Source organism: Streptomyces sp. NPDC001549 (genome assembly GCF_042894025.1).
Classification (GTDB): Bacteria; Actinomycetota; Actinomycetes; order Streptomycetales; family Streptomycetaceae; genus Streptomyces; species Streptomyces kutzneri.
On the sequence record NZ_JBIAVJ010000012.1, the window covers coordinates 42,680 to 65,631 of the forward strand.

At 72.1% G+C, this 22,952-nt stretch carries 22 protein-coding genes; 4 read left to right on the forward strand and 18 right to left on the reverse strand.

The genetic code is table 11. The annotated features are described in order from the left end of the window. Nucleotides 1-48: 48 nt before the first annotated feature. The 9 genes from hpnD to ACFY04_RS20730 form a co-directional block, all read right to left on the reverse strand. On the reverse strand, nt 49-1,011 hold the full coding sequence (hpnD, locus tag ACFY04_RS20690) for a presqualene diphosphate synthase HpnD (RefSeq protein WP_389118575.1): 963 nt from the start codon (nt 1,009-1,011) through the stop codon (nt 49-51). Further along, nucleotides 1,008-1,901, reverse strand: coding sequence for a squalene synthase HpnC (gene hpnC / locus ACFY04_RS20695; protein ID WP_389118577.1), 894 nt, complete (start codon nt 1,899-1,901; stop codon nt 1,008-1,010). The genes hpnD and hpnC overlap by 4 nt, the downstream gene beginning before the upstream one ends. 409 nt (nt 1,902-2,310) lie before the next feature. Next, nucleotides 2,311-3,093, reverse strand: coding sequence for an ABC transporter ATP-binding protein (locus tag ACFY04_RS20700; RefSeq protein ID WP_389118579.1), 783 nt, complete (start codon nt 3,091-3,093; stop codon nt 2,311-2,313). Then, the gene (locus tag ACFY04_RS20705) at nt 3,086-4,015 is read right to left on the reverse strand and encodes an ABC transporter permease (protein WP_389118581.1); all 930 of its coding nucleotides are present in this window, start codon (nt 4,013-4,015) and stop codon (nt 3,086-3,088) included. The genes ACFY04_RS20700 and ACFY04_RS20705 overlap by 8 nt, the downstream gene beginning before the upstream one ends. Nucleotides 4,016-4,109: 94 nt before the next feature. After that, nucleotides 4,110-4,994: a glycosyltransferase family 2 protein gene (locus ACFY04_RS20710; RefSeq protein ID WP_389118582.1), complete on the reverse strand. Its 885-nt coding sequence runs from the start codon at nt 4,992-4,994 to the stop codon at nt 4,110-4,112. After that, nucleotides 4,991-5,770 carry a CDP-alcohol phosphatidyltransferase family protein gene (locus ACFY04_RS20715; protein WP_389118584.1) on the reverse strand — a complete coding sequence of 260 codons (780 nt, stop codon included), beginning with the start codon at nt 5,768-5,770 and terminating at the stop codon, nt 4,991-4,993. Before ACFY04_RS20715 ends, ACFY04_RS20710 begins: the two co-directional genes overlap by 4 nt. Beyond that, nucleotides 5,748-6,809, reverse strand: a complete 1,062-nt coding sequence (locus ACFY04_RS20720; RefSeq protein ID WP_389118585.1) for an iron-containing alcohol dehydrogenase family protein — start codon at nt 6,807-6,809, stop codon at nt 5,748-5,750. Before ACFY04_RS20720 ends, ACFY04_RS20715 begins: the two co-directional genes overlap by 23 nt. After that, nucleotides 6,797-7,549, reverse strand: a complete 753-nt coding sequence (locus tag ACFY04_RS20725; RefSeq protein ID WP_389118587.1) for a sugar phosphate nucleotidyltransferase — start codon at nt 7,547-7,549, stop codon at nt 6,797-6,799. Before ACFY04_RS20725 ends, ACFY04_RS20720 begins: the two co-directional genes overlap by 13 nt. After that, nucleotides 7,546-9,339 carry a DUF5941 domain-containing protein gene (locus ACFY04_RS20730; protein WP_389118805.1) on the reverse strand — a complete coding sequence of 598 codons (1,794 nt, stop codon included), beginning with the start codon at nt 9,337-9,339 and terminating at the stop codon, nt 7,546-7,548. Before ACFY04_RS20730 ends, ACFY04_RS20725 begins: the two co-directional genes overlap by 4 nt. Before the next feature lie 371 nt (nt 9,340-9,710). Here ACFY04_RS20730 and ACFY04_RS20735 point away from each other — a divergent pair, with 371 nt between their 5' ends. Together ACFY04_RS20735 and idi are read left to right on the forward strand one after the other, a co-directional pair. Next, entirely contained in the window at nt 9,711-11,057 is a 1,347-nt protein-coding gene (locus ACFY04_RS20735) for a GNAT family N-acetyltransferase (protein WP_389118588.1), read from the forward strand. 153 nt (nt 11,058-11,210) lie between these two features. After that, the gene (gene idi / locus ACFY04_RS20740; RefSeq protein ID WP_314246487.1) at nt 11,211-11,810 is read left to right on the forward strand and encodes an isopentenyl-diphosphate Delta-isomerase; all 600 of its coding nucleotides are present in this window, start codon (nt 11,211-11,213) and stop codon (nt 11,808-11,810) included. A gap of 50 nt (nt 11,811-11,860) precedes the next feature. Here idi and ACFY04_RS20745 read toward each other — a convergent pair whose 3' ends face one another. After that, nucleotides 11,861-12,355, reverse strand: coding sequence for an ATP-binding protein (locus ACFY04_RS20745; protein WP_314246964.1), 495 nt, complete (start codon nt 12,353-12,355; stop codon nt 11,861-11,863). Nucleotides 12,356-12,497: 142 nt separating this feature from the next. Next, nucleotides 12,498-13,085, reverse strand: coding sequence for an HdeD family acid-resistance protein (locus tag ACFY04_RS20750; RefSeq protein WP_389118807.1), 588 nt, complete (start codon nt 13,083-13,085; stop codon nt 12,498-12,500). 168 nt (nt 13,086-13,253) lie between these two features. Between ACFY04_RS20750 and ACFY04_RS20755 the strand changes: the two genes are divergently transcribed. After that, nucleotides 13,254-14,057 (forward strand): enoyl-CoA hydratase/isomerase family protein, encoded by an 804-nt coding sequence (locus tag ACFY04_RS20755; protein WP_389118589.1) that lies wholly within the window; start codon nt 13,254-13,256, stop codon nt 14,055-14,057. A 10-nt stretch (nt 14,058-14,067) separates the two neighbouring features. Here the strand turns inward: ACFY04_RS20755 and ACFY04_RS20760 are convergent, their stop codons facing one another. Together ACFY04_RS20760 and ACFY04_RS20765 are read right to left on the reverse strand one after the other, a co-directional pair. Then, nucleotides 14,068-14,703, reverse strand: a complete 636-nt coding sequence (locus tag ACFY04_RS20760; protein WP_389118591.1) for a DJ-1/PfpI family protein — start codon at nt 14,701-14,703, stop codon at nt 14,068-14,070. 81 nt (nt 14,704-14,784) lie between these two features. Then, on the reverse strand, nt 14,785-15,756 hold the full coding sequence (locus ACFY04_RS20765) for a GlxA family transcriptional regulator (protein ID WP_389118593.1): 972 nt from the start codon (nt 15,754-15,756) through the stop codon (nt 14,785-14,787). Between the two features lie 101 nt (nt 15,757-15,857). On the opposite strand from ACFY04_RS20765, the gene ACFY04_RS20770 reads away from it, so the two are divergent. Next, nucleotides 15,858-17,495 (forward strand): ABC-F family ATP-binding cassette domain-containing protein, encoded by a 1,638-nt coding sequence (locus tag ACFY04_RS20770; RefSeq protein WP_389118595.1) that lies wholly within the window; start codon nt 15,858-15,860, stop codon nt 17,493-17,495. Here ACFY04_RS20770 and ACFY04_RS20775 read toward each other — a convergent pair. The 5 genes from ACFY04_RS20775 to ACFY04_RS20795 form a co-directional block, all read right to left on the reverse strand. Further along, the gene (locus tag ACFY04_RS20775; protein ID WP_389118596.1) at nt 17,492-17,617 is read right to left on the reverse strand and encodes a hypothetical protein; all 126 of its coding nucleotides are present in this window, start codon (nt 17,615-17,617) and stop codon (nt 17,492-17,494) included. The genes ACFY04_RS20770 and ACFY04_RS20775 overlap by 4 nt on opposite strands. A gap of 54 nt (nt 17,618-17,671) precedes the next feature. Beyond that, nucleotides 17,672-18,451: an SDR family NAD(P)-dependent oxidoreductase gene (locus ACFY04_RS20780; RefSeq protein ID WP_389118598.1), complete on the reverse strand. Its 780-nt coding sequence runs from the start codon at nt 18,449-18,451 to the stop codon at nt 17,672-17,674. Between the two features lie 7 nt (nt 18,452-18,458). Then, on the reverse strand, nt 18,459-19,634 hold the full coding sequence (locus ACFY04_RS20785; RefSeq protein ID WP_389118600.1) for an MAB_1171c family putative transporter: 1,176 nt from the start codon (nt 19,632-19,634) through the stop codon (nt 18,459-18,461). Further along, nucleotides 19,624-20,124 carry an ImmA/IrrE family metallo-endopeptidase gene (locus ACFY04_RS20790; RefSeq protein ID WP_314246473.1) on the reverse strand — a complete coding sequence of 167 codons (501 nt, stop codon included), beginning with the start codon at nt 20,122-20,124 and terminating at the stop codon, nt 19,624-19,626. The genes ACFY04_RS20785 and ACFY04_RS20790 overlap by 11 nt, the downstream gene beginning before the upstream one ends. 282 nt (nt 20,125-20,406) lie before the next feature. Next, nucleotides 20,407-22,866, reverse strand: coding sequence for a Tex family protein (locus ACFY04_RS20795; RefSeq protein ID WP_389118602.1), 2,460 nt, complete (start codon nt 22,864-22,866; stop codon nt 20,407-20,409). Between the last annotated feature and the right edge of the window lie 86 nt (nt 22,867-22,952).

The window sequence follows — 22,952 nt, forward strand, 5'->3', positions numbered from 1 at the left end:
CGGCGGCGGGACCGGCTGCCGCCTCCGGACGCGGGGTGATCGCGGTCATCAGGCTCGCCTCCGGGTGTTCTGGCGGGTGACGGTCCGCGCGTCGAGTCCGGACAGGCCGCGCACGGCGACGTACGCCTTCTCGTGCGGCGGCAGCGACACACGGCCCCGCAGCACCGCCTCCGGCTCCCGCTCGATGCGGTCCAGCAGGCGCCGGTAGATGCCGGCCATGGCGGCCACGCAGGCACCGCTGCGCCGGTCGAGCATCGGCAGCAGCCGGTAGCCCTCGGCGAACAGGGCGCGGGCGCGCCGGACTTCGTGGTGGACGAGCCCGGCGAAGTCGGAGCCGGCCGGCATCCGGTCGCTGTGGAAGCCTTCCGAGCAGCCGAACTTGGCGAGGTCCTCGGCGGGCAGGTAGGTGCGCCCGTTGCCGGCGTCCTCGCGGACGTCCCGGAGGATGTTGGTGAGCTGCAGGGCGAGGCCGAGGGTGTCGGCGTACTCCCCGGCGCGCGCGGCGTCGGCCGCTCCGAGGCCGGAGCCGTTCACGGTGCCGAACACGCCGAGCGAGAGCCGCCCGATGGCCCCGGCCACGCAGCGGCAGTAGGTCTTGAGGTCGTCCCAGGTCTCGTACGTCTCGCCGCGGACGTCCATCAGGACCCCGTCGATGAGCTCGTCGAGGCCGCCGAGCGGGATCGGGAAGCGGCGCGCGGCGTGCGTGAGGGCGACGGCGACCGGGTCGGTGTCGTCCTCCTCGACCTCCTCGGCGCGGATCCGCCCGAGCAGGGCGCGGGTCTCCTCCAGCCGGGCGAACTTGGCCTCGGGCGCCAGCGTGCCGTCGCCGATGTCGTCGACCCGCCGCGAGAAGGCGTACAGCGCGGACATCGCCTGCCGCTTGTCGTTCGGCAGCAGCCGGATGCCGTAGGCGAAGTTGCGTGCCTGTGAACCGGTGACGGCCTCGCAGTAGCTGTAGGCGGCCTGGACCGGTGCGGACACGTGCGTGGGGCCCTCCACGGTCGGGCTCACCCCTTTCTCGGCGCTGTGCGCAGGACGGTGGCCACCTCGCGGAGCAGGCCGCTCTTGGTGGGCTTGGGCGGGCCGGGGAGTACGTCGAACCCGGCGGCGGTGACGGCTCGCAGAGCCGCACGCCCCCCTCCCACGAAGCCCGCGAGCAGCAGCCGGAGTCTGCCGTGCACGCTGCCCACGAGCGGTGTGCCTTCGTCCAGCAGCTCGCGTGCGCGCTCGGTTTCGAATGCGACCAGGGAGCGTACGGACGCGCCGGCGGACGGGGCCGCGAGCTCCGCCTCGGTCACGTGGAAGCGGCGCAGGTCCTCGGCGGGCAGGTAGATCCGGTCGCGGCCGAGGTCCTCGGCGACGTCCTGGATGTGTTCGACGATCTGCAGGGCGGTGCAGACGGCGTCGGAGCGGCGGATCCGTTCGGGGGTGCTGGTGCCGGTGAGGGAGAGCACGAGGCGGCCGACCGGGTTCGCGGACAGCTCGCAGTAGCCGACCAGGTCGGCGTACGTCTCGTAGCGCGCGACCCGCTGGTCCTGGCGGTTGGCCTCGATCAGCCCGAGGAACGGCTCGGGGGTCAGGCCGTGGGCGCGGACGACGGGCTGCAGGGCCTGCAGCAGCGGGTGCCGCGGCGGGCCTGCGGGGGCGGCGGAACCGTTGAAGACGCGGTGCAGGTCGGCCTCGAGGGCGTCGAGCATGGCGAGCCGGTCGTCGACCACGGCGGGGTCGAGACCGAGGAGTACGGCGTCGTGTCCGCCGGGGGCGAGGTCGCCGTCGCCGATGTCGTCGACGAGGCGGGCGTACCCGTAGACGGCCGTCAGCCCGTCGCGCCAGGCGCGGGGCAGGAAGACGGGGGCGACGGGGAAGTTCTCCGCCGCCGCCTTGTCGAGGGTGGCGCTCACGTGGACCGTGTCGGCCAGGGGTCGGATGCCGTGCCCCGGGTTCACCGCCCGCCGCCCGGGGCGGGGACGGCCGTCGTGCCTGGGGGCCGGAGAATTCCCGTAGCCATTGCCGTCACATCTCCCGTTCTACACTGCCGACCCATTACATCCTATTTCGGACACGCCGCCGGGGGATTCCCCGGGCTGCCCCAAGGCCCTTCACCTGCGGGGAATCGTCCCCTCTTGCCGCGATTGAGGACCGCCTCAGCTTACGCTGTAGAACGTCGCGGAGCCCTCTCGGGTATTCACTCCGCCACCGAATGTCGCCGCGAAATGCAAGAACACGATTGAGGCCCCCGCCGCGCTGAGCGGCGGGGGCCTTCGGGTGAAGCGGAAAAGCGCCGGAAGAGGGCGCCGCGCGACCCGGAGGTCAGCCGTTGGTGGCCTTCTCGTATGCCGAGACGACTTCCTCGGTGGGCCCGTCCATCAGGAGCTCACCCTTCTCCAGCCACAGCACCCGGTCACAGGTGTCGCGGATGGACTTGTTGTTGTGGCTCACCAGGAAGACCGTGCCGGCCTTCTGCCGCAGTTCGCGGATCCGGTCCTCCGAACGCACCTGGAAGCTGCGGTCACCGGTGGCCAGGGCTTCGTCGATCATCAGAACGTCGTGGTCCTTGGCCGCCGCGATGGAGAAGCGCAGACGCGCGGCCATACCGGAGGAATAGGTACGCATCGGCAGAGAGATGAAGTCGCCCTTCTCGTTGATGCCCGAGAAGTCGACGATGCTCTGGTATCGCTGCTTGATCTGCTCGCGGCTCATACCCATCGCGAGACCGCCGAGAACGACGTTCCGCTCGCCGGTGAGGTCGTTCATCAGGGCCGCGTTGACACCCAGCAGCGAGGGCTGGCCGTCGGTGTAGACCTTGCCCTCCTCGCAGGGCAGCAGGCCCGCGATGGCGCGCAGCAGGGTGGACTTGCCGGAGCCGTTGGAGCCGATCAGTCCGATCGCCTCGCCGCGGTAGGCGGTGAAGGAGACGCCGCGCACGGCGTGGACCCGTCGGACGCCCGGGGAGTCGCCCTTCTTCCGGCGGATTATCTTGCTGAGCGCGGCGGTGGCCGCGCCCTTGCCGGCGCTGCCGGTGTTGACCCGGTAGACGATGTGGACGCCGTCCGCGATCACGGTGGGGATGCGTCCCTGGGTGTTGTCAGCCACGGCCGTAACGCTCCTCAGACTTCCAGAAGTACACGAAGCCACCGATGCCGATCACCACGGCCCAGCCCACGGCGAAGGCCCACACGTGCGGAGGCAGGTTGGCGGCGGTGTAGTCGTCGATCAGCGCGAACCGGATGAGGTCCATGTAGATCGCGACCGGGTTCCACAGCAGCAGGTCGCTGATCCACTGCGGCTGGTCCTTGAGGTAGATCCCGATCGGGAACATGACGCCGGAGGCGTACATCCAGGTACGCATCACGAACGGCATCAGCTGTGCCAGGTCGGGGGTCTTGGAACCCGCCCGCGCGAAGATCATGGCGAGGCCGGTGTTGAAGACGAACTGGAGCGCCAGGGTCGGGATCACCAGCAGCCAGGAGAGCTGCGGGTAGTTGCCGAAGCAGACGGCGATGACGAAGACGACGATCATCGAGTACAGCAGCTGCTGGAGCTGCTGGAGCGAGAAGGACACCGGCAGGGAGGCGCGCGGGAAGTGCAGCGCCCGCACCAGGCCGAGGTTCCCGGAGATCGCCCGGACGCCCGCCATCAGCGAGCTCTGGGTGAAGGTGAAGACGAAGATGCCCATCACCAGGAACGGGATGTAGACGTCCTTCGGCATCTCCTTGCCCGCTTTGAGGATCAAGCCGAAGATCAGCCAGTAGACGACCGCGTTCAGCAGCGGGGTCGCCACCTGCCAGACCTGACCGAGCTTCGCCTGGCTGTACTGCGCGACCAGCTTGGCCCTGGAGAAGGCCATGATGAAGTGGCGCCGGCCCCAGAGCTGCCGCACGTACTCGCCCAGACGGGGCCGGGCGCCGCTGACCGAGAGGCCGTACTTCCTGGCGAGCTCCGCGGGGCTCAGCCCCGCGTCGTCGGACAGCGGCCTGCTCGTGGCGAGGGCGCCGTCGTGGGTTGTGTCACTCACAAGTTGAAACTTTCGTCTTCAAGATGCGGCCAGGTGGGCATCAGGCTGGTGGCTCGAGGCCCGTGATCGCGTCATGTTCCCAGACGCGGGCTGGTCAGATGACAGGAGGTCGACCCAGCCGGGTCAACCGCCAGACCGTTCGCCATCTCATCGGGCGGCGGGGTCCGCAGGGAGTGGTCCATCCCTCCCGAAAACCGCCGAACCAGGCCTTGAGCGCGGGTGCCGACGGCCTGCGTACGAGCGTCAGCAGAAGCCAGACGCCCAGGTAGACCGGGACCAGCGGGGCGGGCAGGTTACGGCGGGCGAGCCACACCCGGTTACGAGCCACCATACGGTGGTAGACCGCGTGCCGGGAGGGGGCGGTCGTCGGGTGCAGCAGCACCATGTCCGACCGGTAGTCGATCAGCCACCCTGCGTCGAGCGCCCGCCAGGCCAGATCGGTCTCCTCGTGCGCGTAGAAGAACTCCCCCGGCAGCGCTCCGACCTGCTCGAACACCTTCGTGCGGACGGCGTTGGCGCCGCCCAGGAAGGTGGTGACGCGGGACGAGCGCATCGGGTCGGAGGCGCGCAGCCGCGGCACGTGCCGGCGCTGGGTCACACCGGTCTCCGGATCGGCGATCCGGAAGCTGATGATCCCGAGCGCGGGGTCCTCGGCGAAGGCCTGCCGGCACAGCTCGGCGGTGTCGGTGCGCTCCAGCAGACCGTCGTCGTCCAGGAAGAGCAGCACGTCCACGTCGCTGCCACCGGGGCCGAAGGCCTCGATGCCGACGTTGCGCCCGCCCGGGATGCCCAGGTTCTCGGGCAGGTCGATGCTGCGGACGCCCTCGGGCAGGCCGGTGACCTGTACGCCCTGGCCCACGACGACCACGTCGACGGGGGCTCCGTCCTGGCGGGCCACCGAGTCGAGGAGCGCCTTGAGCTCGTCGGGCCGGTTGCCCATGGTGATGATCACGGCGCCCAGCCGCAGCGGGGCACTCACTTGAGCCTGCTGGAGGCGAGGATGGACACCAGGTGCAGCACGGTCTGGAGCATCGCGATGGCGGCCAGTACGGCGACGCCGACCCGGGACCAGTACAGGTCGCCCTGCATCTGGTCCACGACGGCCAGCACCAGGATGAGCAGCGAGGCCTCGATACCCAGGATCAGGCGGTGGAACTTGAGCGCGGCGGCGGCCCGGCGGGCGAGCGCCATGCCCTTCGCGCGCGGCTCGGCGGCCGCGTCCTTGACCACGGGCTTGCCGGCCTGGTGGCGGGCGACGCCGACCAGGTCGGTCTCGGCCTTGATCAGGATGGCGCCGAGCGCGGCGAGGGTGCCCAGGAAGGCCCACAGCCAGTCGGCGCCGCTGGGACCCCACAGGTCGGCGGCGCGCAGGCCGAAGCCGACCAGGACCGCGGCGTCGCACAGGTAGGCGCCGACCCGGTCCAGGTAGACCCCGGAGAGCGAGAACTGCTTCTTCCAGCGGGCGACCTCACCGTCGACGCAGTCGAGCAGCAGGTACATCTGGACCGCGATCACGCCGAGGACGGCGCCCCAGATGCCCGGCACCAGCAGGGCCGGGAGGGCGAGGACGCCGGCCAGGGTCATCAGGTAGGTCAGCTGGTTGGGCGTGACCTTGGTGGTGACCAGGACGCGGGTGATGCGCAGGGAGATCTCGCGCATGTAGAGGCGCCCGCCCCAGTGCTCGCCGCTGACCCGGTCCTTGACGCCCGCGGGGTGGACGACGGGCCTCAGTTCAGCTACGGATGGTCTTGACATAGTCGGCGTAAGCGTCCCTGATCTCGGCGGCGGACAGGTTGAGGTGCTCCAGGATCGTGAAGCGTCCCGGGCGGGTCTGGGGGGCGTACTCGACGGCCGCGACGAACTCGTCGACGCTGAAGCCGATCTCCTCGGGCCCGACCGGCAGGCCGTGCCGGCGCAGCACCTCGACGAAGAGGCCGGACTGCTCGGCGGCCCCGCGGAGGTGCATCGCGAAGGCGGCGCCGATGCCGACCTGCTCGCCGTGGAGCGCGGAGCGTCCCGGGTGGAGCAGGTCGAAGGCGTGGCTGATCTCGTGGCAGGCGCCGGACGACGGGCGGGAGTCCCCGCTGATCGACATGGCGATGCCGGAGAGCACCAGCGCCTCGGAGAGCACGGTGAGGAACTCGTCGTCGCCGCATCCGCCGGGGTGGCGCAGCACGGACTCGCCGGCGGTACGGGCCATGGCGGCGGCCAGGCCGTCGATGGGCTCACCGTTGATCTTGTGCGAGAGCTCCCAGTCGGCGATCGCCGAGATGTTGGAGATCGCGTCACCGATGCCGGCGCGGATGAACCGGACCGGGGCTTCCTTGATCACGTCGAGGTCGATCACCATGGCGATCGGCGTCGGCACGCCGTAGGAACCGCGGCCGTTGTCGTTGTCCAGGATGGACACCGGCGAGCAGATGCCGTCGTGCGAGAGGTTGGTGGCGACGGCCACCATGGGCAGCCCGACCCGCGCCGCGGCGTACTTGGCCACGTCGATGATCTTGCCGCCGCCCAGGCCCACGACGGCGTCGTAGCGGCGGCCCTTTATGTCGTCGGCCAGCTTGACCGCGGAGTCGATGGTGCCGTCGACGACCGCGTACCAGTCGGCGTGCGGCAGGACCGGCTCCAGCTTGGCGCGCAGCGCCACGCCGGAGCCTCCGCTGATCGCGATGGCCAGCTTGCCGGAGGCGGAGATCCGCTGGTCGGCCAGGAGGCCGGCCAGGTCGTCCATCGCCCCGCGACTGATGTCGACGACGACGGGCGAGGGGATGAGCCTCGTCAGTACTGGCATGCGATCGTCCGGCCCTTGGCGAGGTCGTCGTGGTTGTCGATCTCGACCCACTTGACGTCGCCGATGGGGGCCACGTCGATGGTGAAGCCGTCGTTGACGAGCTGCTGGTAGCCGTCCTCGTAGTAGAGGTCGGGGTCGCGCTCGAAGGTGGTCTTCAGCGCGTCGGCCAGCTGCTCGGCGGCCTCGGCCTCGATGAGGGTGACACCGATGTACTCGCCCGTCGCGTCGGCGGGGTCCATCAGCTTGGTGATCTTCTGGACGCCCTTGCCGTCGGCGGTGACGACCTTCATCTCCTCGTCGGCCAGGTTCTTGACCGCGTCGAGGGCGAGGATGATCTTCTGGCCGTTGCCGCGGGCGGCGAGCAGGGTGCGCTCGACCGAGACCGGGTGGACGGTGTCGCCGTTGGCGAGGATCACGCCCTGCTTGAGGACGTCACGCGCGCACCACAGGGAGTAGGCGTTGTTCCACTCCTCGGCCTTGTCGTTGTCGATCAGCGTGATCTTGACGCCGTACTTGGCCTCCAGGGCCTCGCGGCGGGCGTACACGGCTTCCTTGCGGTAGCCGACGACGATGGCGACCTCGGTGAGGCCGACCTCGGCGAAGTTGCCCAGGGTCAGGTCGAGAACCGTCAGGCTCTCCTCGTCACCCTCGGGGCCGACCGGCACGAGCGCCTTGGGCAGGGTGTCGGTGTAGGGACGCAGACGGCGTCCGGCACCGGCAGCGAGTACAAGGCCGATCATGCTGGTTCTCCTTCGTCGTGTACGGCGGGTGCTCCGGAGGAGACCCAGAATCGGATGCTCTCCACGAGCACCACGAGTGCCACGAACACGGCCACGGCCGTGAGCGCGACGGGGAAGTCCGCTTCGCGCGATACGAGGACGGCCGCCAGGGCCGTGATCAGCAGGACCCGGCCTTCGTGTCCGCCGATCGTCCGCACCAGCCAGTGCGGGGGCGCGCCGGTGCCGCCGCGGATGCGGTACACCGTGTCGTAGTGATGGTAGGCGACCGCCGCGATCAGGCCGAATGCCGCCGGGAGGGCCCCGGGGACGTCCGCCTTCATCGCGAGGATCAGCACGGTGGTGTACTCGGCGGCCCGGAACAGCGGCGGGATCAGCCAGTCCAGGGCGCCCTTGAGGGGCGCGGCGACGGCGAGGCCGGCCGCCATGACATAGATCACCGCGACGGCGGTCAGCCGCGGGTCGCCGAAGGGCAGGATCACGGCGCCCGCGATCATCACCAGCGTGCCGAGGGCCGCCACGTACACCGAGCCGAAGGACCCGGCGCGGCCGCGCAGCAGGCGGGCCTGGAGCTCGGCGAGCGGGCCCGAGTCGGCCAGGTCGGCCAGGGCCTGGGCGGCCCGGTCAGTGCGGGTGGCCTTGCGCGTCAGGGAGCGCAGCACACGGCCGGCGGTGGTGTAGAGCGCGCCGAAGGCGCACCCGATCAGCAGGGCGTAGAAGACGATCCGGGGGGTGGTGAAGGCGGTCAGGACCGCGATCATCGCCCAGCGCTCACCGATCGGGAGGATGATCATCCGGCGGACCCACACGGTCCAGCCGACGCTGTCGAGCCGGCCGGAGAGGGCGGCCGTGGGACTCGTGTTGGCGGTGGCGTCGTGGTTGGCCTCGTTGAAGGAGAAGTCCACGACGTGCCGGCAGGTCATCAGGATCATGGAGCCGACGGCCAGGGCCCAGACGTCGTCGCCGTTCCTGGCCGCGCCGAGCGCGAGGCCCGCGTAGAAGGCGTACTCCTTCGCGCGGTCGAAGGTGGCGTCGAGCCAGGCGCCCATCGTCGAGTACTGGAGCGAGTAGCGGGCGAGCTGCCCGTCGGTGCAGTCCAGCACGAAGGAGACGAGGAGCAGCACACCGGCCGCCGCATAGCCCCAGCGCTCGCCCGTGGCCGCGCAGCCGGCGGCGATGAGCGCGGTGATCAGCGAGGCGGTGGTGACCTGGTTCGGGGTCAGGCCGCGGCGCGCGCACCAGCGGGCGATGTAGCGCGAGTAGGGGCTGATGCAGAAGGTGGTGAAGAAGCCGTCGCGGGACTTCACCGCGGTCCGCAGGCGTACGGCCTCGTCGTCGACGGCGGCGACGGCGGCGGTCGCCGCGTCGCGCTCCGCCGGGCCGGCGGGGACGGCGGCGACGAGCGTGCCCAGTTCGGGGCGCTGCACGGTGGTCCCGGCGGCCTCGACGGCGGCGGCGAGCCGGTCCGCGTACGGGCCGGCCCCGTCGGCGCCCGCGGCGGCCTCGGCGGCGGCCTTGTCCAGGGCCCCGCGGGCCCCGGCCTGGACGGCGAGGGCGCCGGTGACGGCGCAGGCGTCGAAGCGCGGGTCGGTCAGCGCGAGGCGCAGCGCGTGCACGTGCCCGACGAAGGCGCTGTCCACGACGGCCACCCGCTGGTCGGCGGGTACGCCCGCCAGCGCGGCGGCGGCGTCCTGGGGACCGGCGGCCGGGCGGACGTCGAAGCCGAGGGAGCGCAGCTCGTCCGCGAGCGGTGATCCGGGGACCGGCAGGCCGGTGAGGATGACGGTCGGCAGACGAACTCACTCCTTGTAACGGATTCCGAACGCGCGCCCTTATGGGGCGGCGGCACGTCGGCAGAGGCTATCGGATGAATGGAAGCAGGGGTTCACCACCCGTTTACGCCCTGATAAGCCGAATATCCGGGCTCCGGGCCGGGTTCCGATCATCATTGACGATCACGGCGCGGTACCACAAACGGCCCGGATGTTACGGTGGACACGCCCCTGGACGTGTCGAGTGGAAAGAGGTGGGTTGATGACCGTCGTAGTGGTCGCGGCCATGCGCAGCGAACTCCGGTGCATCTCCCCTTCCTTCCTGGCATCCGGCCGGGCCTGATCACACAGCTGGGCCTCGTCGGCCGGAGCCCCCGTTCCAAGGGTTCACGTTGACCGACGGCAATTCCTTCGACGACCCCACCGATCCCGACGGCCTCGGCGACTTCACGCACGCCTTCTTCGCCCTGCACCGCGGCCTGCCCCGGCAGGCTCCGGGCTCCGACGCGAGCACCCGCCACCTGTTGTCCCTGTGCGGACCGCTGCCCGAGCGGCCGCGCGTCCTCGACCTGGGCTGCGGCCCGGGCCGCAGCGCGCTGCTGCTCGCCGCCGAGGCGGGCGCGGCGGGCACGGGCGCCGAGGTGACCGCCGTCGACCTGCACGCCCCGTTCCTCGGCGAGCTCCGTACGGCTGCCGCGGCCCGCGGTCTCGCCGACCGGGTCCGCACCGTCGAGGCCGACATGGGCGCACTGCCGCAGGAGGACTTCGAGGACGGTTCCTTCGACCTCGTCTGGGCGGAGGGCTCCGCCTACGCCCCCAGCCACCGCTGGGAGGTGCCCCCGGGCTTCGACGCCGCGCTCGCGCGGTGGAAGCGGCTGCTCGCCCCGGGCGGCACCCTCGTCCTGACCGAGTGCCAGTGGTCGGTCCCCGAACCGTCCGCGGGCGCCCGCGCCTTCTGGGACCCGCACCACGCGCTGCGCACCACCGCCGGCAACCTCGCGGCCGCCCAGGCCGCCGGGTACCAGGTGCTCGGCGTGCACGAGCTGCCCGACTCCGACTGGGCCGAGTACTACGGCCCGCTCGCCGAGCGGGTGCGCGCCCGGTCCGGAGCCGGCGGCCCGGCGATGGCGCGGGCCCTGGCCGCGACGCGCGAGGAGCTCGGCGTACGGGCCCGCCACGGGCACGAGTACGGGTACACGGGCTACGTCCTGCGCCCGGTGAGCGCGGGGGACGGCGACGCCTGGCCCGCCCGGCCGGAGGCCGCGGCCGACGCGGCCGCCGTACGGGAGATCAACCTGGCGGCCTTCGGGACTCCGCTGGAGGCCGACCTCGTGGACGCGCTGCGCGCCGACGGTGCCTGGCTGCCCGGGCTGTCGTACGTGGCCGAGGCCCCGGACGGGTCGGTGGCGGCGCACGCCCTGCTGACCCGGTGCGAGGTCGACGGCGCCCCGGCGCTCGCGCTCGCCCCGGTGGCGGCCGATCCCGCGCTGCAGCGCGCGGGCGCGGGCAGCTCGGTCGTACGGGCCCTGCTCGCGGCGGCCCGGGAGCGCGGGGAGTCACTGGTCCTCGTCCTGGGGCACCCGGGGTACTACCCGCGCTTCGGTTTCGTACCGGCGTCGCACTTCGGGATCCGGGCCCCCTTCGAGGTACCCGACGAAGCCATGATGGCGCTGGTGCTGGATGATTCCCGCCCGGTGCCGGCGGGAACGATCAGGTATCCGGCCCCGTTCGGAGTCTGACGTGCACACGAGGTCATGTGAGTGACACGTGAGGTGATCCGCCCCCCGTCGCCTAGCACGCGACGGGGGGCGGACATGCGTGGATCTCCGAAGTGGGGACAAGCCTCTTTTGTACGGCAGACTGAAGGCCGAAGTCCGAAGCGAAGGATGGGTATGCCGACCACACCAGCCACCGCCGCGAACAGCGCGTCCAACGGCACCGGTACTCAAGAACCGATCATGCTCGAACTGGTCGACGAGGCCGGCAACACCATCGGCACGGCGGAGAAGCTCTCCGCCCATCAGGCGCCCGGGCAGCTGCACCGGGCGTTCTCCGTGTTCCTCTTCGACGAGCAGGGCCGTCTGCTGCTCCAGCAGCGGGCCCTCGGGAAGTACCACTCCCCCGGCGTCTGGTCGAACACCTGTTGCGGTCACCCCTATCCCGGGGAGTCGCCGTTCGCGGCCGCGGCCCGGCGGACCCATGAGGAGCTGGGCCTGTCGCCCTCGCTGCTCGCGCAGGCGGGGACGGTGCGCTACAACCACCCGGACCCCGCGTCGGGTCTGGTGGAGCAGGAGTTCAACCACCTGTTCGTGGGACTCGCGCAGACGGTCGTGCGGCCGGATCCGGAGGAGGTCGAGGACACCGCCTTCGTCACCGCCGGGGAACTGGCGAAGCGGCACGCCGAAGTGCCCTTCTCGGCCTGGTTCATGACCGTGCTGGACGCGGCGCGGCCCGCGATCCGCGAGCTGACCGGCGACGCCGCGGGCTGGTAGCCCGTACACCGTCCCGCCCTCCCGCTGTCCGCCGCCCCGTCGGCCGCCGCTCAGCCGGCGGACGGCGGGGCGGTGAGCGGCAGAGCCGCCCAGATCACCTTGCCGCCGGTCGAGGTGTGCTCGACGTCGCAGACCCCGCCGGCCTCCAGGGTGATCTCCCGGACCAGGAGCAGGCCCCGGCCGCCGGTCTGGCCGAAATCGGCCTCGAGCGCCTTGGGGCGGTAGGGGTGGTTGTCCTCCACGGCCACCCGCACCCACTCACGGCCGATCGCGACCTCGACCGCGACCTCCGGCGAGAGCAGAGCGGCGTGCCGGACCGAGTTCGTCACCAGCTCGGAGACGATCAGGAGCAGGGAGTACACGAGGTCCTGATGGGCCGGCACCCCCTGGCGCCCGAGCAGGTCCCGGACCGCACGGCGGGCTTGCGGAACGGATTCTTCAACCGCTGGCGCGGTGAACCTCCACACTCCCTCGTAGGCGAGGGGGTCGGCCGGAGCCTCCGCCTCACCCGCCTTGGCCGGCGGGACACTCCCGCTGACGTCCATGTTCCGTCCCCCGTCTTCACGCTCGATCGTCTCCACGCGACAAGAGTGGGGAACGGGCTGGTCCAGGCCGGACTGCTGACCAGAAGTCAGCGCCTATCGGACACTTTCTGACCACTGGCGTATGACAGAGTCAGTTGTTCGACTATTCCTGATCTTCTGCCGGACGCTTCACGGCCGCCTCGCCCGGCCCGTCCCCCGCGGCGGCCGCCGCCGGAGCCTCGTCCTCCCTGACCAACCCCAGGATGCGGCGGGAGCCCATGCCCATGGCCACCAGGCTCAGCCCGTCGAACAGCAGGGCGAGGGAGAAGAAGGTTCCGATCACGTACAGACTGTTGCCGGGCCAGTTGGAGAGGATCAGGAAGCCCAGCAGGATCCCGAAGGCGCCCTGGACGACCGCGAGCCCGAAATTGGCGCCGCGCACCACCAGCGCCCCGACCAGCCGGAACACCCCGCCCGTGAGGAAGAGCAGCGCGGCGAACATGGTCAGCGCCTCGGCGCTCGCCTCGGGACGGCGCAGGATCACGAAGCCCGCGGCCAGGTTGATCGCGGCGACGACGACGGCGAGCCAGAAGTAGTTGCTGCTGCGCCACTGCACGGCCTGCAGCAGGCCCACCACACCGCCGATCAGCAGCAGCCAGCCGAAGAGGAACATCGAGGTGAGCGTGGCGATGCCCGTGTAGACCAGACCGACCAGACCGGCCAGCACCAGGATCACCCCGAGCGCCGTCATCAGCGCGAAACTGCGGCTGAGCTTCTTCTTCTCCCGCTGCGGTTCCGGGCCCCCGGCCCTGGCCCCCGTACCGTCTGCACGGTCTGCGCCCACGGACGTGCCACCTCCTCGCACCCCCGACGGACTCCCTTGATCATAGGTATGACCGCCCGGGATAGCATCCGGCGCATGGACGCAGCCATCGACGCAACCCTCCTGCACACGGTCGCCGACGGGGTGGCCACGATCGTCATCTCGCACCCCGCCAAGCGCAACGCCATGACCGCCGCCATGTGGCGGGCGCTCCCGGAGCTGGTGGCGGGCCTGGCGGACGACCCGGCGGTACGGGTGCTCGTGCTGACCGGGGCCGGGCCGACCTTCTGCGCGGGCGCCGACATCTCCTCGCTGACCGGGGACGCGGGGGACCCAGGAGACTCCGGGACGGCCGGGGCCACCGGGGCCGCGGACCCGCGGGCCCTGGCCGTGGCCGCCGAGGAGGCCCTGGCCGCCTTCCCCAAGCCCACGCTGGCGGCGATCCGCGGCTTCTGCGTGGGTGGCGGCAGCCAGCTCGCGGCCGCCTGCGATCTGCGCTTCGCCGAGGAGGGGGCCTCCTTCGGGGTGACCCCCGCCAAGCTCGGCATCGTCTACCCGGCGTCCTCCACCCGCAGGCTCGCGTCCCTGGTCGGCCCGGCCTGGGCCAAGTACCTCCTCTTCTCCGCGGAGCTGATCGGCGCGGAGACGGCGCTGCGCGCGGGATTCCTGAACGAGCTGCTGCCGGCCGGCCAACTGGACAAGCGCGTCGCCGAGTTCACCCGGATCCTGGCCTCGCGCTCACAGCTGACGCAGGCGGCGGCCAAGGAGTTCGCGGACGGCCGGACCGACCGGGACGCGTACTGGGAGGAGCAGGCCGCCGGGAGCGAGGACACCGCGGAGGGGGTCGCCGCGTTCCTGGAGCGCCGGACTCCGCGCTTCACGTGGACACCGGCCCCGTGACGGCCGGCCGTCAGCCGGCCGCCGGGAACGCCGTTCCCCGCAGCATCTCGACGAGAGCGGCCGGGGCCTTGTCGGGCGAGCCGGCGTCGTAGGGCGGCTGGGGGTCGTACTCGGTCATCAGCTGCACGGCCTGGGCGAAGTCGTCCCCGGCGATCCGGCCGAGCAGGGTGAGCCCCATGTCGATCCCGGAGGACACCCCGGCGGCGGTGACGTACTTCCCGTCGAACACCACGCGCTCACCGGTGGGTTCGGCCCCGTGCTTCGGAAGCTGCTCCAGGTACAGCCAGTGACTGGTGGCCCGCCGGCCGTCGAGCAGCCCGGCGGCGGCCAGCAGCAGGGATCCGGTGCACACCGAGGTGGTCCAGGTGGTGGTGGCGTCGACCGTGCGCAGCCAGTCCAGGACCACGGGATTGGCCATCTCCCGCTCGGGATGGGGCCCGCCGGGCACGATGACGATGTCGGGCCGGGTGACCTCGTCGAGCCCCTTGTCGGCGACGAGCGCGAGCGACCCGTTGTCCGTCCGTACGGGACCCGGCCGCTCGGAGACGAAGACGACCTCGGCGTCGGGCAGCCGGCCGAGGGTGTCGAAGGGCCCGATGGCGTCGAGGGCGGTGAAGTGGTCGTAGAGAAGTACGGCGATCTGCATGGCTCCTCCGGAGCGATGGTCGGAACAGGACTCCGCCCCCGGTGGGGCGGATCTTGCTTCTCGGAGCGCCGGGGCCGGCCCTCAGTGGCGGGAGGTGCCGAACCGGCGGCGGTACTCGGCGGGCGGCTGGCCGAGGGTGCGTACGAAGGCCCGGCGCAGTGCCTCCGGGTTCCCGTACCCGCAGACCCGGGCGATCTGTGCGATCCCTTCCCCGCTCTCCTCCAGCAGCCGCCGCGCGTGGTCCACCCGGACCCGTTCGACGTACCGGCCGGGCGTGACCCCGGTCTCCGCATGGAAGGCGCGTGCGAAGTGCCGCGGCGAGAGCCGGGCCCGGGCGGCGAGGTCCTCGACGCCCAGCTTCTCCCCGGGGTGCTCGGTGATCCATTGCTGCACGTCCCGCAGCGGGTCCCGGCGGGCCGTCTGGGCGGCCAGTTGCGCGCTGAACTGTGCCTGGTTGCCGGGCCTGCGCAGGAACACCACCAGGTGCCGGGCGATCGTCAGGGCGACGTCCTGCCCGTGGTCCTCCTCCACCAGCGCCAGGGCGAGGTCGATCCCCGCCGTGACCCCGGCCGAGGTGGCCACCGGTCCGTCCCGTACGTAGATCGGGTCCGGTTCGACGGCGACGGCCGGGTAGTCCCGCGCCATCCGCTCGCAGGCGTACCAGTGCGTCGTCGCCCGCCGCCCGTCCAGCAGCCCCGCCTCGGCCAGCAGCAGTCCTCCCGTGCACACGGAGACCAGCCGCTCCGCGCCACTGCCGTGGGTACGGAGCCAGTCGGTGAGCCTGGGCTCGAAGTCCCCCGTGAACTGTCCCCCGGGCACCAGGACCGTGGTCCCGGGCCCCGGCCGGGCGCTCGCCAGCTCCCCGTCCGGCACCAGCGTCAGCCCGCTGCCGGTGCGGACGGGCTCTCCTGCGGGAGAAACCGTCCGGATCGCGTACCCGTCCCGCCCCGGGAAGCGGGCGAGCGCGGCGAACACCTCCACCGGCCCGGTCACGTCCAGGCTCTGGACCCCGTCGTAGAGGAGGACGAGGACGTTGCGCGGCGATGACGACATGGCTTCATGGTGTTCCGCCCCCCGCGATGGCCGCAATGACGCGCTTCCCACCTATCCGGCCATGCCGGGTCCCATCCGTGCGCGGATAGGATCGGCACATCATGACTGCAACCCTCGTCGCCAAGAAGCTCACCGCCGCGCACGGTGAGCGCACCCTCTTCGCCGATCTCGACCTCATCGTCGCCCCCGGCGACGTCATCGGCCTCGTCGGCGTGAACGGCGCCGGGAAGTCCACCCTGCTGCGGCTGCTCGCCGGGCTGGACACCCCCGAGACCGGGGAGCTGCGGCTCTCCCCGCCCGGTGCCGCCGTCGGTCACCTCCCGCAGGAGCCGGAGCGCAGGCCCGAGGAGTCGGTCCGGGAGTTCCTGGCCCGTCGTACGGGCGTGGCGGCCGCGCAGGCCGAGCTCGACGCGGCGACGCAGGGTCTGGTGGACGGAACGCCGGGCGCGGACGACGCGTACGCGACCGCGCTGGACCTGTGGCTGAACCTCGGCGGCGCCGACCTCGACGAGCGGGCCCAGGAGGTCGCCGACGAGCTCGGCCTCGCCGTCGGTCTCGACCTGCCCATGACGGCGCTCTCCGGCGGTCAGGCGGCCCGCGCGGGCCTCGCCTCGCTCCTCCTCTCCCGCTACGACGTCTTCCTGCTCGACGAGCCCACCAACGACCTGGACCTGGACGGTCTGGAGCGGCTGGAGCGGTTCGTCAAGGGGCTGCGGGCCGGCACGGTCGTGATCAGCCACGACCGCGAGTTCCTCACCCGGACGGTCACCAAGGTCCTCGAGCTCGATCTCGCCCAGCAGCAGATCAACCTCTACGGCGGCGGCTACGACTCCTACCTGGAGGAGCGCGAGCGCGCCCGCAACCACGCCCGCGAGGAGTTCGAGGAGTACGCGGGCAAGAAGTCGGCCCTCGAAGGCCGGGCCCAGATGCAGCGCAACTGGATGGACAAGGGCGTGCGCAACGCCCGCCGCAAGGCCTCCGACAACGACAAGATCGGCAAGAACCTGCGGGGCGAGTCGAGCGAGAAGCAGGCCGCCAAGGCCCGCCAGACGGCGCGGGCGATCGAGCGGCTGGATGTCGTCGACGAGCCCCGCAAGGAGTGGGAGCTGCGCATGGAGATCGCGGCCGCCCCGCGCTCCGGAGCGGTGGTGGCCACCCTGCGCGAGGCCTCGGTCAAGCGCGGGGACTTCTCCTTCGGCCCGGCCAGTCTGCAGATCGACTGGGCGGACCGGGTGGCGATCACCGGGGCCAACGGCGCCGGCAAGTCCACCCTGCTCGCCGTCCTGCTGGGCCGGCTGACCCCGGACTCCGGCTCCGCCACCCTCGGCTCCGGCGTCCTGGTCGGCGAGGTGGACCAGGCACGCGGCCTGTTCCTCGGCGACGAACCGCTGCTCGAAGCCTTCTGCGCGGCGGTCCCCGAGACCGAGCCGGCCGAGGTCCGCACCCTGCTGGCCAAGTTCGGCCTCAAGGCGGCCCATGTCCTGCGCCCGGCGGCCACCCTCTCCCCGGGCGAGCGCACCCGTGCGGCGCTGGCCCTGCTCCAGGGCCGCGGGGTGAACCTGCTGGTCCTGGACGAGCCGACCAACCACCTCGACCTGCCGGCGATCGAGCAGCTGGAGGCCGCCCTCGACGCCTACGAGGGCACCCTGCTGCTGGTCACGCACGACCGCCGGATGCTGGACGCGGTGCACGTGACCCGCCGCCTGGAGGTCTCGGACGGCAAGGTCACCGAGCTCTAGGCCCTGTCGGCCGTCTCCTGCCGGTCCGGGCGGGCTGCGATGTCCGACCGGCGGACCTGCCCCGGGCGGTCGAGGCGGCTCGCCTCGACCGTGTCCGCGTCCTTGTCCATGTCCGCGTCCATGTCCGCGTCCGTGTCCGCGGCGTGGACGGGCCCGGGCTGCGGGCCGGGGACCACTCAGGCCGCCCGGTCCGCCGGCGGCCGGCGCTTGCGGGCCATCCGGGCGGCCACGAACGTGCGCGGCAGGTGGCGGGCGGCGAGGGCGTAGGCGCGGTAGCGGCGGCCGGTGATGCTGACCGGGCGGCGCAGGGCGAGGTCCTTCAGGGCCTGCGCGACTACGGCTTCCGGCTCCAGCCAGACCGCGTCGCGCAGCACGCTGACGTCCATCCCGGCGCGCTCCTGGAACTCGGTGCGGGTGAAGCCGGGGACCACGGCCAGCACCCGGACCCCGTACGGCGCCATGTCCACGCGCAGGGACTCGCTGAAGGCGGTGATCCAGGCCTTGGCGGCCCCGTAGGTCCCGGTCGGCAGGAGCCCCGCCACCGAGGAGACGTTGAGGACCGCGCCCCGGCGGCGTGCGCGCAGGCCCGGCAGTACGGCGTGGGTGAGCCGGAGCGGGACCCTGACCAGCAGGTCGAGCATCCGTTCCTCGTCCTCGACCGGGCTGTACGGGAAGGGCGCGGGCAGTCCGAAGCCCGCGTTGTTGACCAGGATGTCCACGGGCCGGACCGGGTCGGCGAGCCGCTCGGTGACGGCCGCGCAGTCCGCCGGGTCCAGCAGGTCGGCGGGCAGCACCTCGGACGCGGTGCCGTACTCGCGGGCCAGTCCGGCGGCGACGGCTTCGAGCCGGCCCTTGTCGCGGGCGACGAGGACCAGGTCGCAGCCCTTGGCGGCGAAGCCGCGGGCGAAGGCCGCGCCCAGTCCGGCACTGGCGCCGGTGATCAGTACGGTGGTCAAGACTCTTTCACTTCCTTGTGGTGGCGGGCTCGGCGTACGCCTGGGCGACGTCGACGAGGAACCGGGCCTCGTCCGCCAGGTCCCCGCCCTCCTGCGAGGTGTGGATCGCGGCGGGCAGTTCCAGCGCGGCCGCCTCGCCCGGCTGCCCGGGCGCTCCGTCGAGCTTGGCCTGCCGGGCCTCCTTCAGTACGCGGGCCAGCGCGGCGGCGGTGGCCCGCTGTTCGGGGACCCCGTGTCCGGTGACCTGGCCGCGGGCCTGTTCCAGGGCGCCCGGGGCCACGTACTCGCCCAGGATCAGGATCGCGTCGCGCGTCTCGATGACCTTGCGGTACACGAGCAGGTTGCGCGGGACCGGCGGCCACAGCAGCTCCATCACCCGCCAGGCGCGCGGCTTGTTGAGCGCCACGTGCGGCACCGCTTCCACCAGGTCGCGCCACAGCGGCCACAGCCGCCAGGCGGTGGCGATGTCGGCGCAGGTGCGCCGGAGGGTGAACAGGGTGGGCACGAGGATCGCGGCGGCGCGCAGCAGGCCGTGCAGGTTCATGAGCAGCGGGAGGGCGGGCATGGCCCAGGTGCTGCCGAACAGGGCCTTGAGCAGGTACGCCAGCCAGAACAGTCCGGCGAGCGCGGTGCCGAGGCCGAACAGCCGCAGCCCGGCGGCCAGGCCGCGGCTCTCGGTACGGCGGCTGTAGCGCGAGCACAGGGCCACGCAGACGATGTTGGCGGTCACGTGCGCGGAGATCAGCACCAGCCAGTACGCGAGGGAGGGCACCGGGTCGCCGGCCGGCGGCATGGTGTGTGTGCCGTGGCCGGGCGCGGCCGCGTCCAAGGCGAGGAGGGTGCCGAGCCAGGCCACGGTGGCGACGCAGGCGGTGAGCTGGAGCCGGCGGCCGCGGGTGGTGGCGGCCACGAAGTAGAGGACGGCGCCGGCCGACAGCACCCCGATGAGGTTGCGGACGAGGCCGATGGTGTGGGCGTAGCCCGGGCCGCGGCTCATCGCGTACGAGACGACGTCCGGAAGGTTGAGGGTCATCGCGGCGGCGGCGGTGGCGACGGCGAGCCACAGGCCGCGCTGCTGGGGGGAGCGCAGGGCTCCGGGGGCGCGGAGCAGGACGGCGGTCCACAGGCACACCACGCTGGGGACGGCGAGCCAGTTGCCGAAGGCGGTCAGGTCAGCTGCCATCGTTGCCCCGCTCGTATCCCATGGCGGACTCCAGCCGGGCCAGGGTGCCGCGCGCGCCGTTCGCGGAGCGCGGGCCGGCGTTCGCCGTGCGGATGCGGATCATGCTGGCGAGCATCTCCGCCTCCTGCTCCTGCCGGGTGGTGTAGTTGGTGCGCCCGAGCACCACGGGGGCGTTCCCGTCGGTCTCCTCCCCTTCGAGGGAGTGGTGGCCGAAGAGGATGTGGCCCAGCTCGTGGAGGACGATGTGCTCCCGGTGCAGCGGGGTGGTCTGCGCCTCGTAGAAGACGTAGTCGACGCTGGCCGTGCCCACCCACAGTCCGCAGACTCCGGACTCCGCCGCTTCTTTGGGGAGCGGATGGAGCCGGATGGGGCGGCCGCGCCGCTCGGCTATCCGTCGGCACAGGTCGTCGAGGGAGAAGGGGTGGGTCAGATCCAGATGGCCGAGAATCTGCTCGCACCTTTTGCGGATGCTGAGTTGCCGGTGGGGCATGTGATCCCTCTTCGGACCCTTTCCGGGGCAACGGTGGTAGGCGTGTGTGGGCATGGGCATGACGTCCTGTGCCTTCGAGGCGGCCTCGGGGAATGCGGTCCTGAGGGGAAAACGCGGAAGCCCGTCCGCCGAGTGACGAACGGGCGTTCCACCATGCCTACAGATCTTGTACGGGAGTTGGCAAGGCAAGTCCCCAGGTGGGGAAGCTATTCGGCCACTCCGCACGAAGACCGACACGCGCCGGGTGGCTGCAAGACACCCTTGACGGCTCCTTGACGGCTCCTACTTCTTGCGGCGCTCCTCGGGGGCGGTGAGGCCCGCACGGCGCAGGGCGTCGGCCATCGCGCTGTTGGCGGGGGCGGGGGCGCTGCCGCCGCCCTGCCGGCGGCCCTGGCCGCGTTCGCCCTGACCGCCCTGGCCGCGCTCGCCCTGGCCCTGGTTGCGGCCGCCCTCGCGGGTGCCGGACCCGCCGCGCTGCTGCGGCGGACGGCCACCGCCGCCACCGCCGCCACCGCTGCCGCGCCGGTCCTCGCGCTGCCGGGGAGCGCCCGCGCCGCGCTCCGCCCCGGCCTCGTCCTCCAGCCGCAGGGTCAGCGAGATCCGCTTGCGCGGGATGTCCACGTCCATGACCTTCACACGGACGATGTCGCCCGGCTTGACCACGTCCCGGGGGTCCTTGACGAAGTTCTTCGACAGCGCCGAGACATGGGCCAGCCCGTCCTGGTGGACGCCGATGTCGATGAAGGCGCCGAAGGCGGCCACGTTGGTGACCACGCCCTCCAGGATCATCCCGGGGGCCAGGTCGCCGATCTTCTCGACGCCCTCCTTGAAGGTGGCCGTCTTGAAGGCGGGGCGCGGGTCACGGCCCGGCTTCTCCAGCTCGCGCAGGATGTCCGTGACGGTGGGCAGACCGAAGGCCTCGGTGACGAACTGCTCGGGCCGCAGCGAGCGCAGCACGCCGGAGTTGCCGATCAGGGCCGCCACCTCGCTGCCCGCGGTCTTGGCCATGCCCCGGACCACCGGATAGGCCTCGGGGTGCACGCTGGAGAAGTCCAGCGGGTCGTCCCCGCCGCGGATCCGCAGGAAGCCCGCGCACTGCTCGTACGCCTTCGGGCCGAGCCGGGCCACGTCCTTCAGCCCCTTGCGGCTGCGGAACGGGCCGTTGGCGTCGCGGTGGGCCACGATGTTCTCGGCGAGGCCGCCGCTGATGCCCGACACCCGCGAAAGCAGGGGCGCGGAAGCGGTGTTGACGTCCACTCCGACGCCGTTCACACAGTCCTCGACGACCGCGTCGAGCGAGCGCGAGAGCTTCACCTCGGACAGGTCGTGCTGGTACTGGCCGACACCGATCGACTTCGGGTCGATCTTGACGAGCTCGGCGAGCGGGTCCTGCAGGCGGCGGGCGATGGAGACCGCGCCGCGCAGCGACACGTCCATGTCCGGCAGTTCCTGCGAGGCGAAGGCGGAGGCCGAGTACACGGAGGCGCCCGCCTCCGAGACCATCACCTTGGTGAGCTCCAGCTCGGGGTGGCGCGTGATGAGGTCCCCGGCCAGCCTGTCGGTCTCGCGGGAGGCCGTGCCGTTGCCGATGGCGACCAGCTCGACGGCGTGCTCCTTCGCCAGCCGGGCGAGCTTGGCGAGGGACTCGTCCCACTTGTTGGCGGGCACGTGCGGGTAGATCACGTCCGTGGCCACGACCTTGCCGGTCGCGTCCACGACGGCGACCTTGACGCCGGTACGGAAACCCGGGTCCAGGCCGAGCGTCGCCCGGGTGCCGGCGGGCGCCGCGAGCAGCAGGTCGCGCAGGTTCGACGCGAAGACCCGTACCGCCTCGTCCTCGGCGGCCTGGCGCAGCCGCATCCGCAGGTCGATGCCGAGGTGCACCTGGATCTTCGTACGCCAGGCCCAGCGGACGGTGTCGGCCAGCCACTTGTCGCCCGGGCGGCCGCGGTCGTTCACCCCGAAGCGGCGGGCGATCATGCCCTCGTACGTGGACGGGCCGGGCGTCTCGCCCGGCTCCTCCGGCTCCAGGGTGAGGTCGAGGACGTCCTCCTTCTCGCCGCGCAGCATGGCGAGGACGCGGTGCGAGGGCAGCGCGGTGAACGGCTCGGCGAAGTCGAAGTAGTCGGCGAACTTGGCGCCCGCCTCCTCCTTGCCCTCACGGACCTTCGCCGCGAGCCGGCCGCGGCCCCACATGCGCTCGCGCAGCTCGCCGATCAGGTCGGCGTCCTCGCCGAACCGCTCGGTGAGGATGGCCCGGGCACCCTCCAGGGCGGCCGCCGGGTCGGCGACGCCCTTGTCGGCGTCGACGAACGCGGCGGCGGCCGCGGCCGGTTCCACCGACGGGTCGGCCAGCAGGCCCTCGGCGAGCGGCTCCAGACCGGCCTCGCGGGCGATCTGCGCCTTGGTGCGCCGCTTGGGCTTGAAGGGCAGGTAGATGTCCTCCAGCCGGGCCTTGGTGTCGGCCGCGGCGATCCGCGCCGCCAGTTCGTCGGTGAGCTTGCCCTGCTCCCGTACGGAGTCCAGGACCGCCGCGCGGCGGTCCTCCAGCTCCCGCAGATACCGCAGCCGCTCCTCGAGGGTGCGCAGCTGGGCGTCGTCGAGCATCTCGGTCGCTTCCTTGCGGTAGCGCGCGATGAACGGCACGGTGGAGCCGCCGTCGAGCAGCTCGACGGCGGCCTTGACCTGCCGCTCCCGTACGCCGAGCTCCTCGGCGATCCTGCCTTCGATGGACGTCGTCACGATCGGGTCCCGCCTGCCTTCGTTTGCACTGGAAGGCTGCCAATTGTGGCAGGTGGCGGTGGCGGACGGCGGGAACCCTGCCCGCC

What these genes read in the sequence shown, in the direction of transcription:
- ACFY04_RS20715 (WP_389118584.1), bottom strand. Translation starts at nt 5,770, where the DNA reads ATGTCAAGACCATCCGTAGCTGAACTGAGGCCCGTCGTCCACCCCGCG.
- ACFY04_RS20720 (WP_389118585.1), bottom strand. Translation starts at nt 6,809, where the DNA reads ATGCCAGTACTGACGAGGCTCATCCCCTCGCCCGTCGTCGTCGACATC.
- ACFY04_RS20725 (WP_389118587.1), bottom strand. Translation starts at nt 7,549, where the DNA reads ATGATCGGCCTTGTACTCGCTGCCGGTGCCGGACGCCGTCTGCGTCCC.
- idi (WP_314246487.1), top strand. Translation starts at nt 11,211, where the DNA reads ATGCCGACCACACCAGCCACCGCCGCGAACAGCGCGTCCAACGGCACC.
- ACFY04_RS20745 (WP_314246964.1), bottom strand. Translation starts at nt 12,355, where the DNA reads ATGGACGTCAGCGGGAGTGTCCCGCCGGCCAAGGCGGGTGAGGCGGAG.
- ACFY04_RS20750 (WP_389118807.1), bottom strand. Translation starts at nt 13,085, where the DNA reads ATGACGGCGCTCGGGGTGATCCTGGTGCTGGCCGGTCTGGTCGGTCTG.
- ACFY04_RS20755 (WP_389118589.1), top strand. Translation starts at nt 13,254, where the DNA reads ATGGACGCAGCCATCGACGCAACCCTCCTGCACACGGTCGCCGACGGG.
- ACFY04_RS20760 (WP_389118591.1), bottom strand. Translation starts at nt 14,703, where the DNA reads ATGCAGATCGCCGTACTTCTCTACGACCACTTCACCGCCCTCGACGCC.
- ACFY04_RS20765 (WP_389118593.1), bottom strand. Translation starts at nt 15,756, where the DNA reads ATGTCGTCATCGCCGCGCAACGTCCTCGTCCTCCTCTACGACGGGGTC.
- ACFY04_RS20770 (WP_389118595.1), top strand. Translation starts at nt 15,858, where the DNA reads ATGACTGCAACCCTCGTCGCCAAGAAGCTCACCGCCGCGCACGGTGAG.
- ACFY04_RS20775 (WP_389118596.1), bottom strand. Translation starts at nt 17,617, where the DNA reads ATGGACGCGGACATGGACAAGGACGCGGACACGGTCGAGGCGAGCCGC.
- ACFY04_RS20785 (WP_389118600.1), bottom strand. Translation starts at nt 19,634, where the DNA reads ATGGCAGCTGACCTGACCGCCTTCGGCAACTGGCTCGCCGTCCCCAGC.
- ACFY04_RS20790 (WP_314246473.1), bottom strand. Translation starts at nt 20,124, where the DNA reads ATGCCCCACCGGCAACTCAGCATCCGCAAAAGGTGCGAGCAGATTCTC.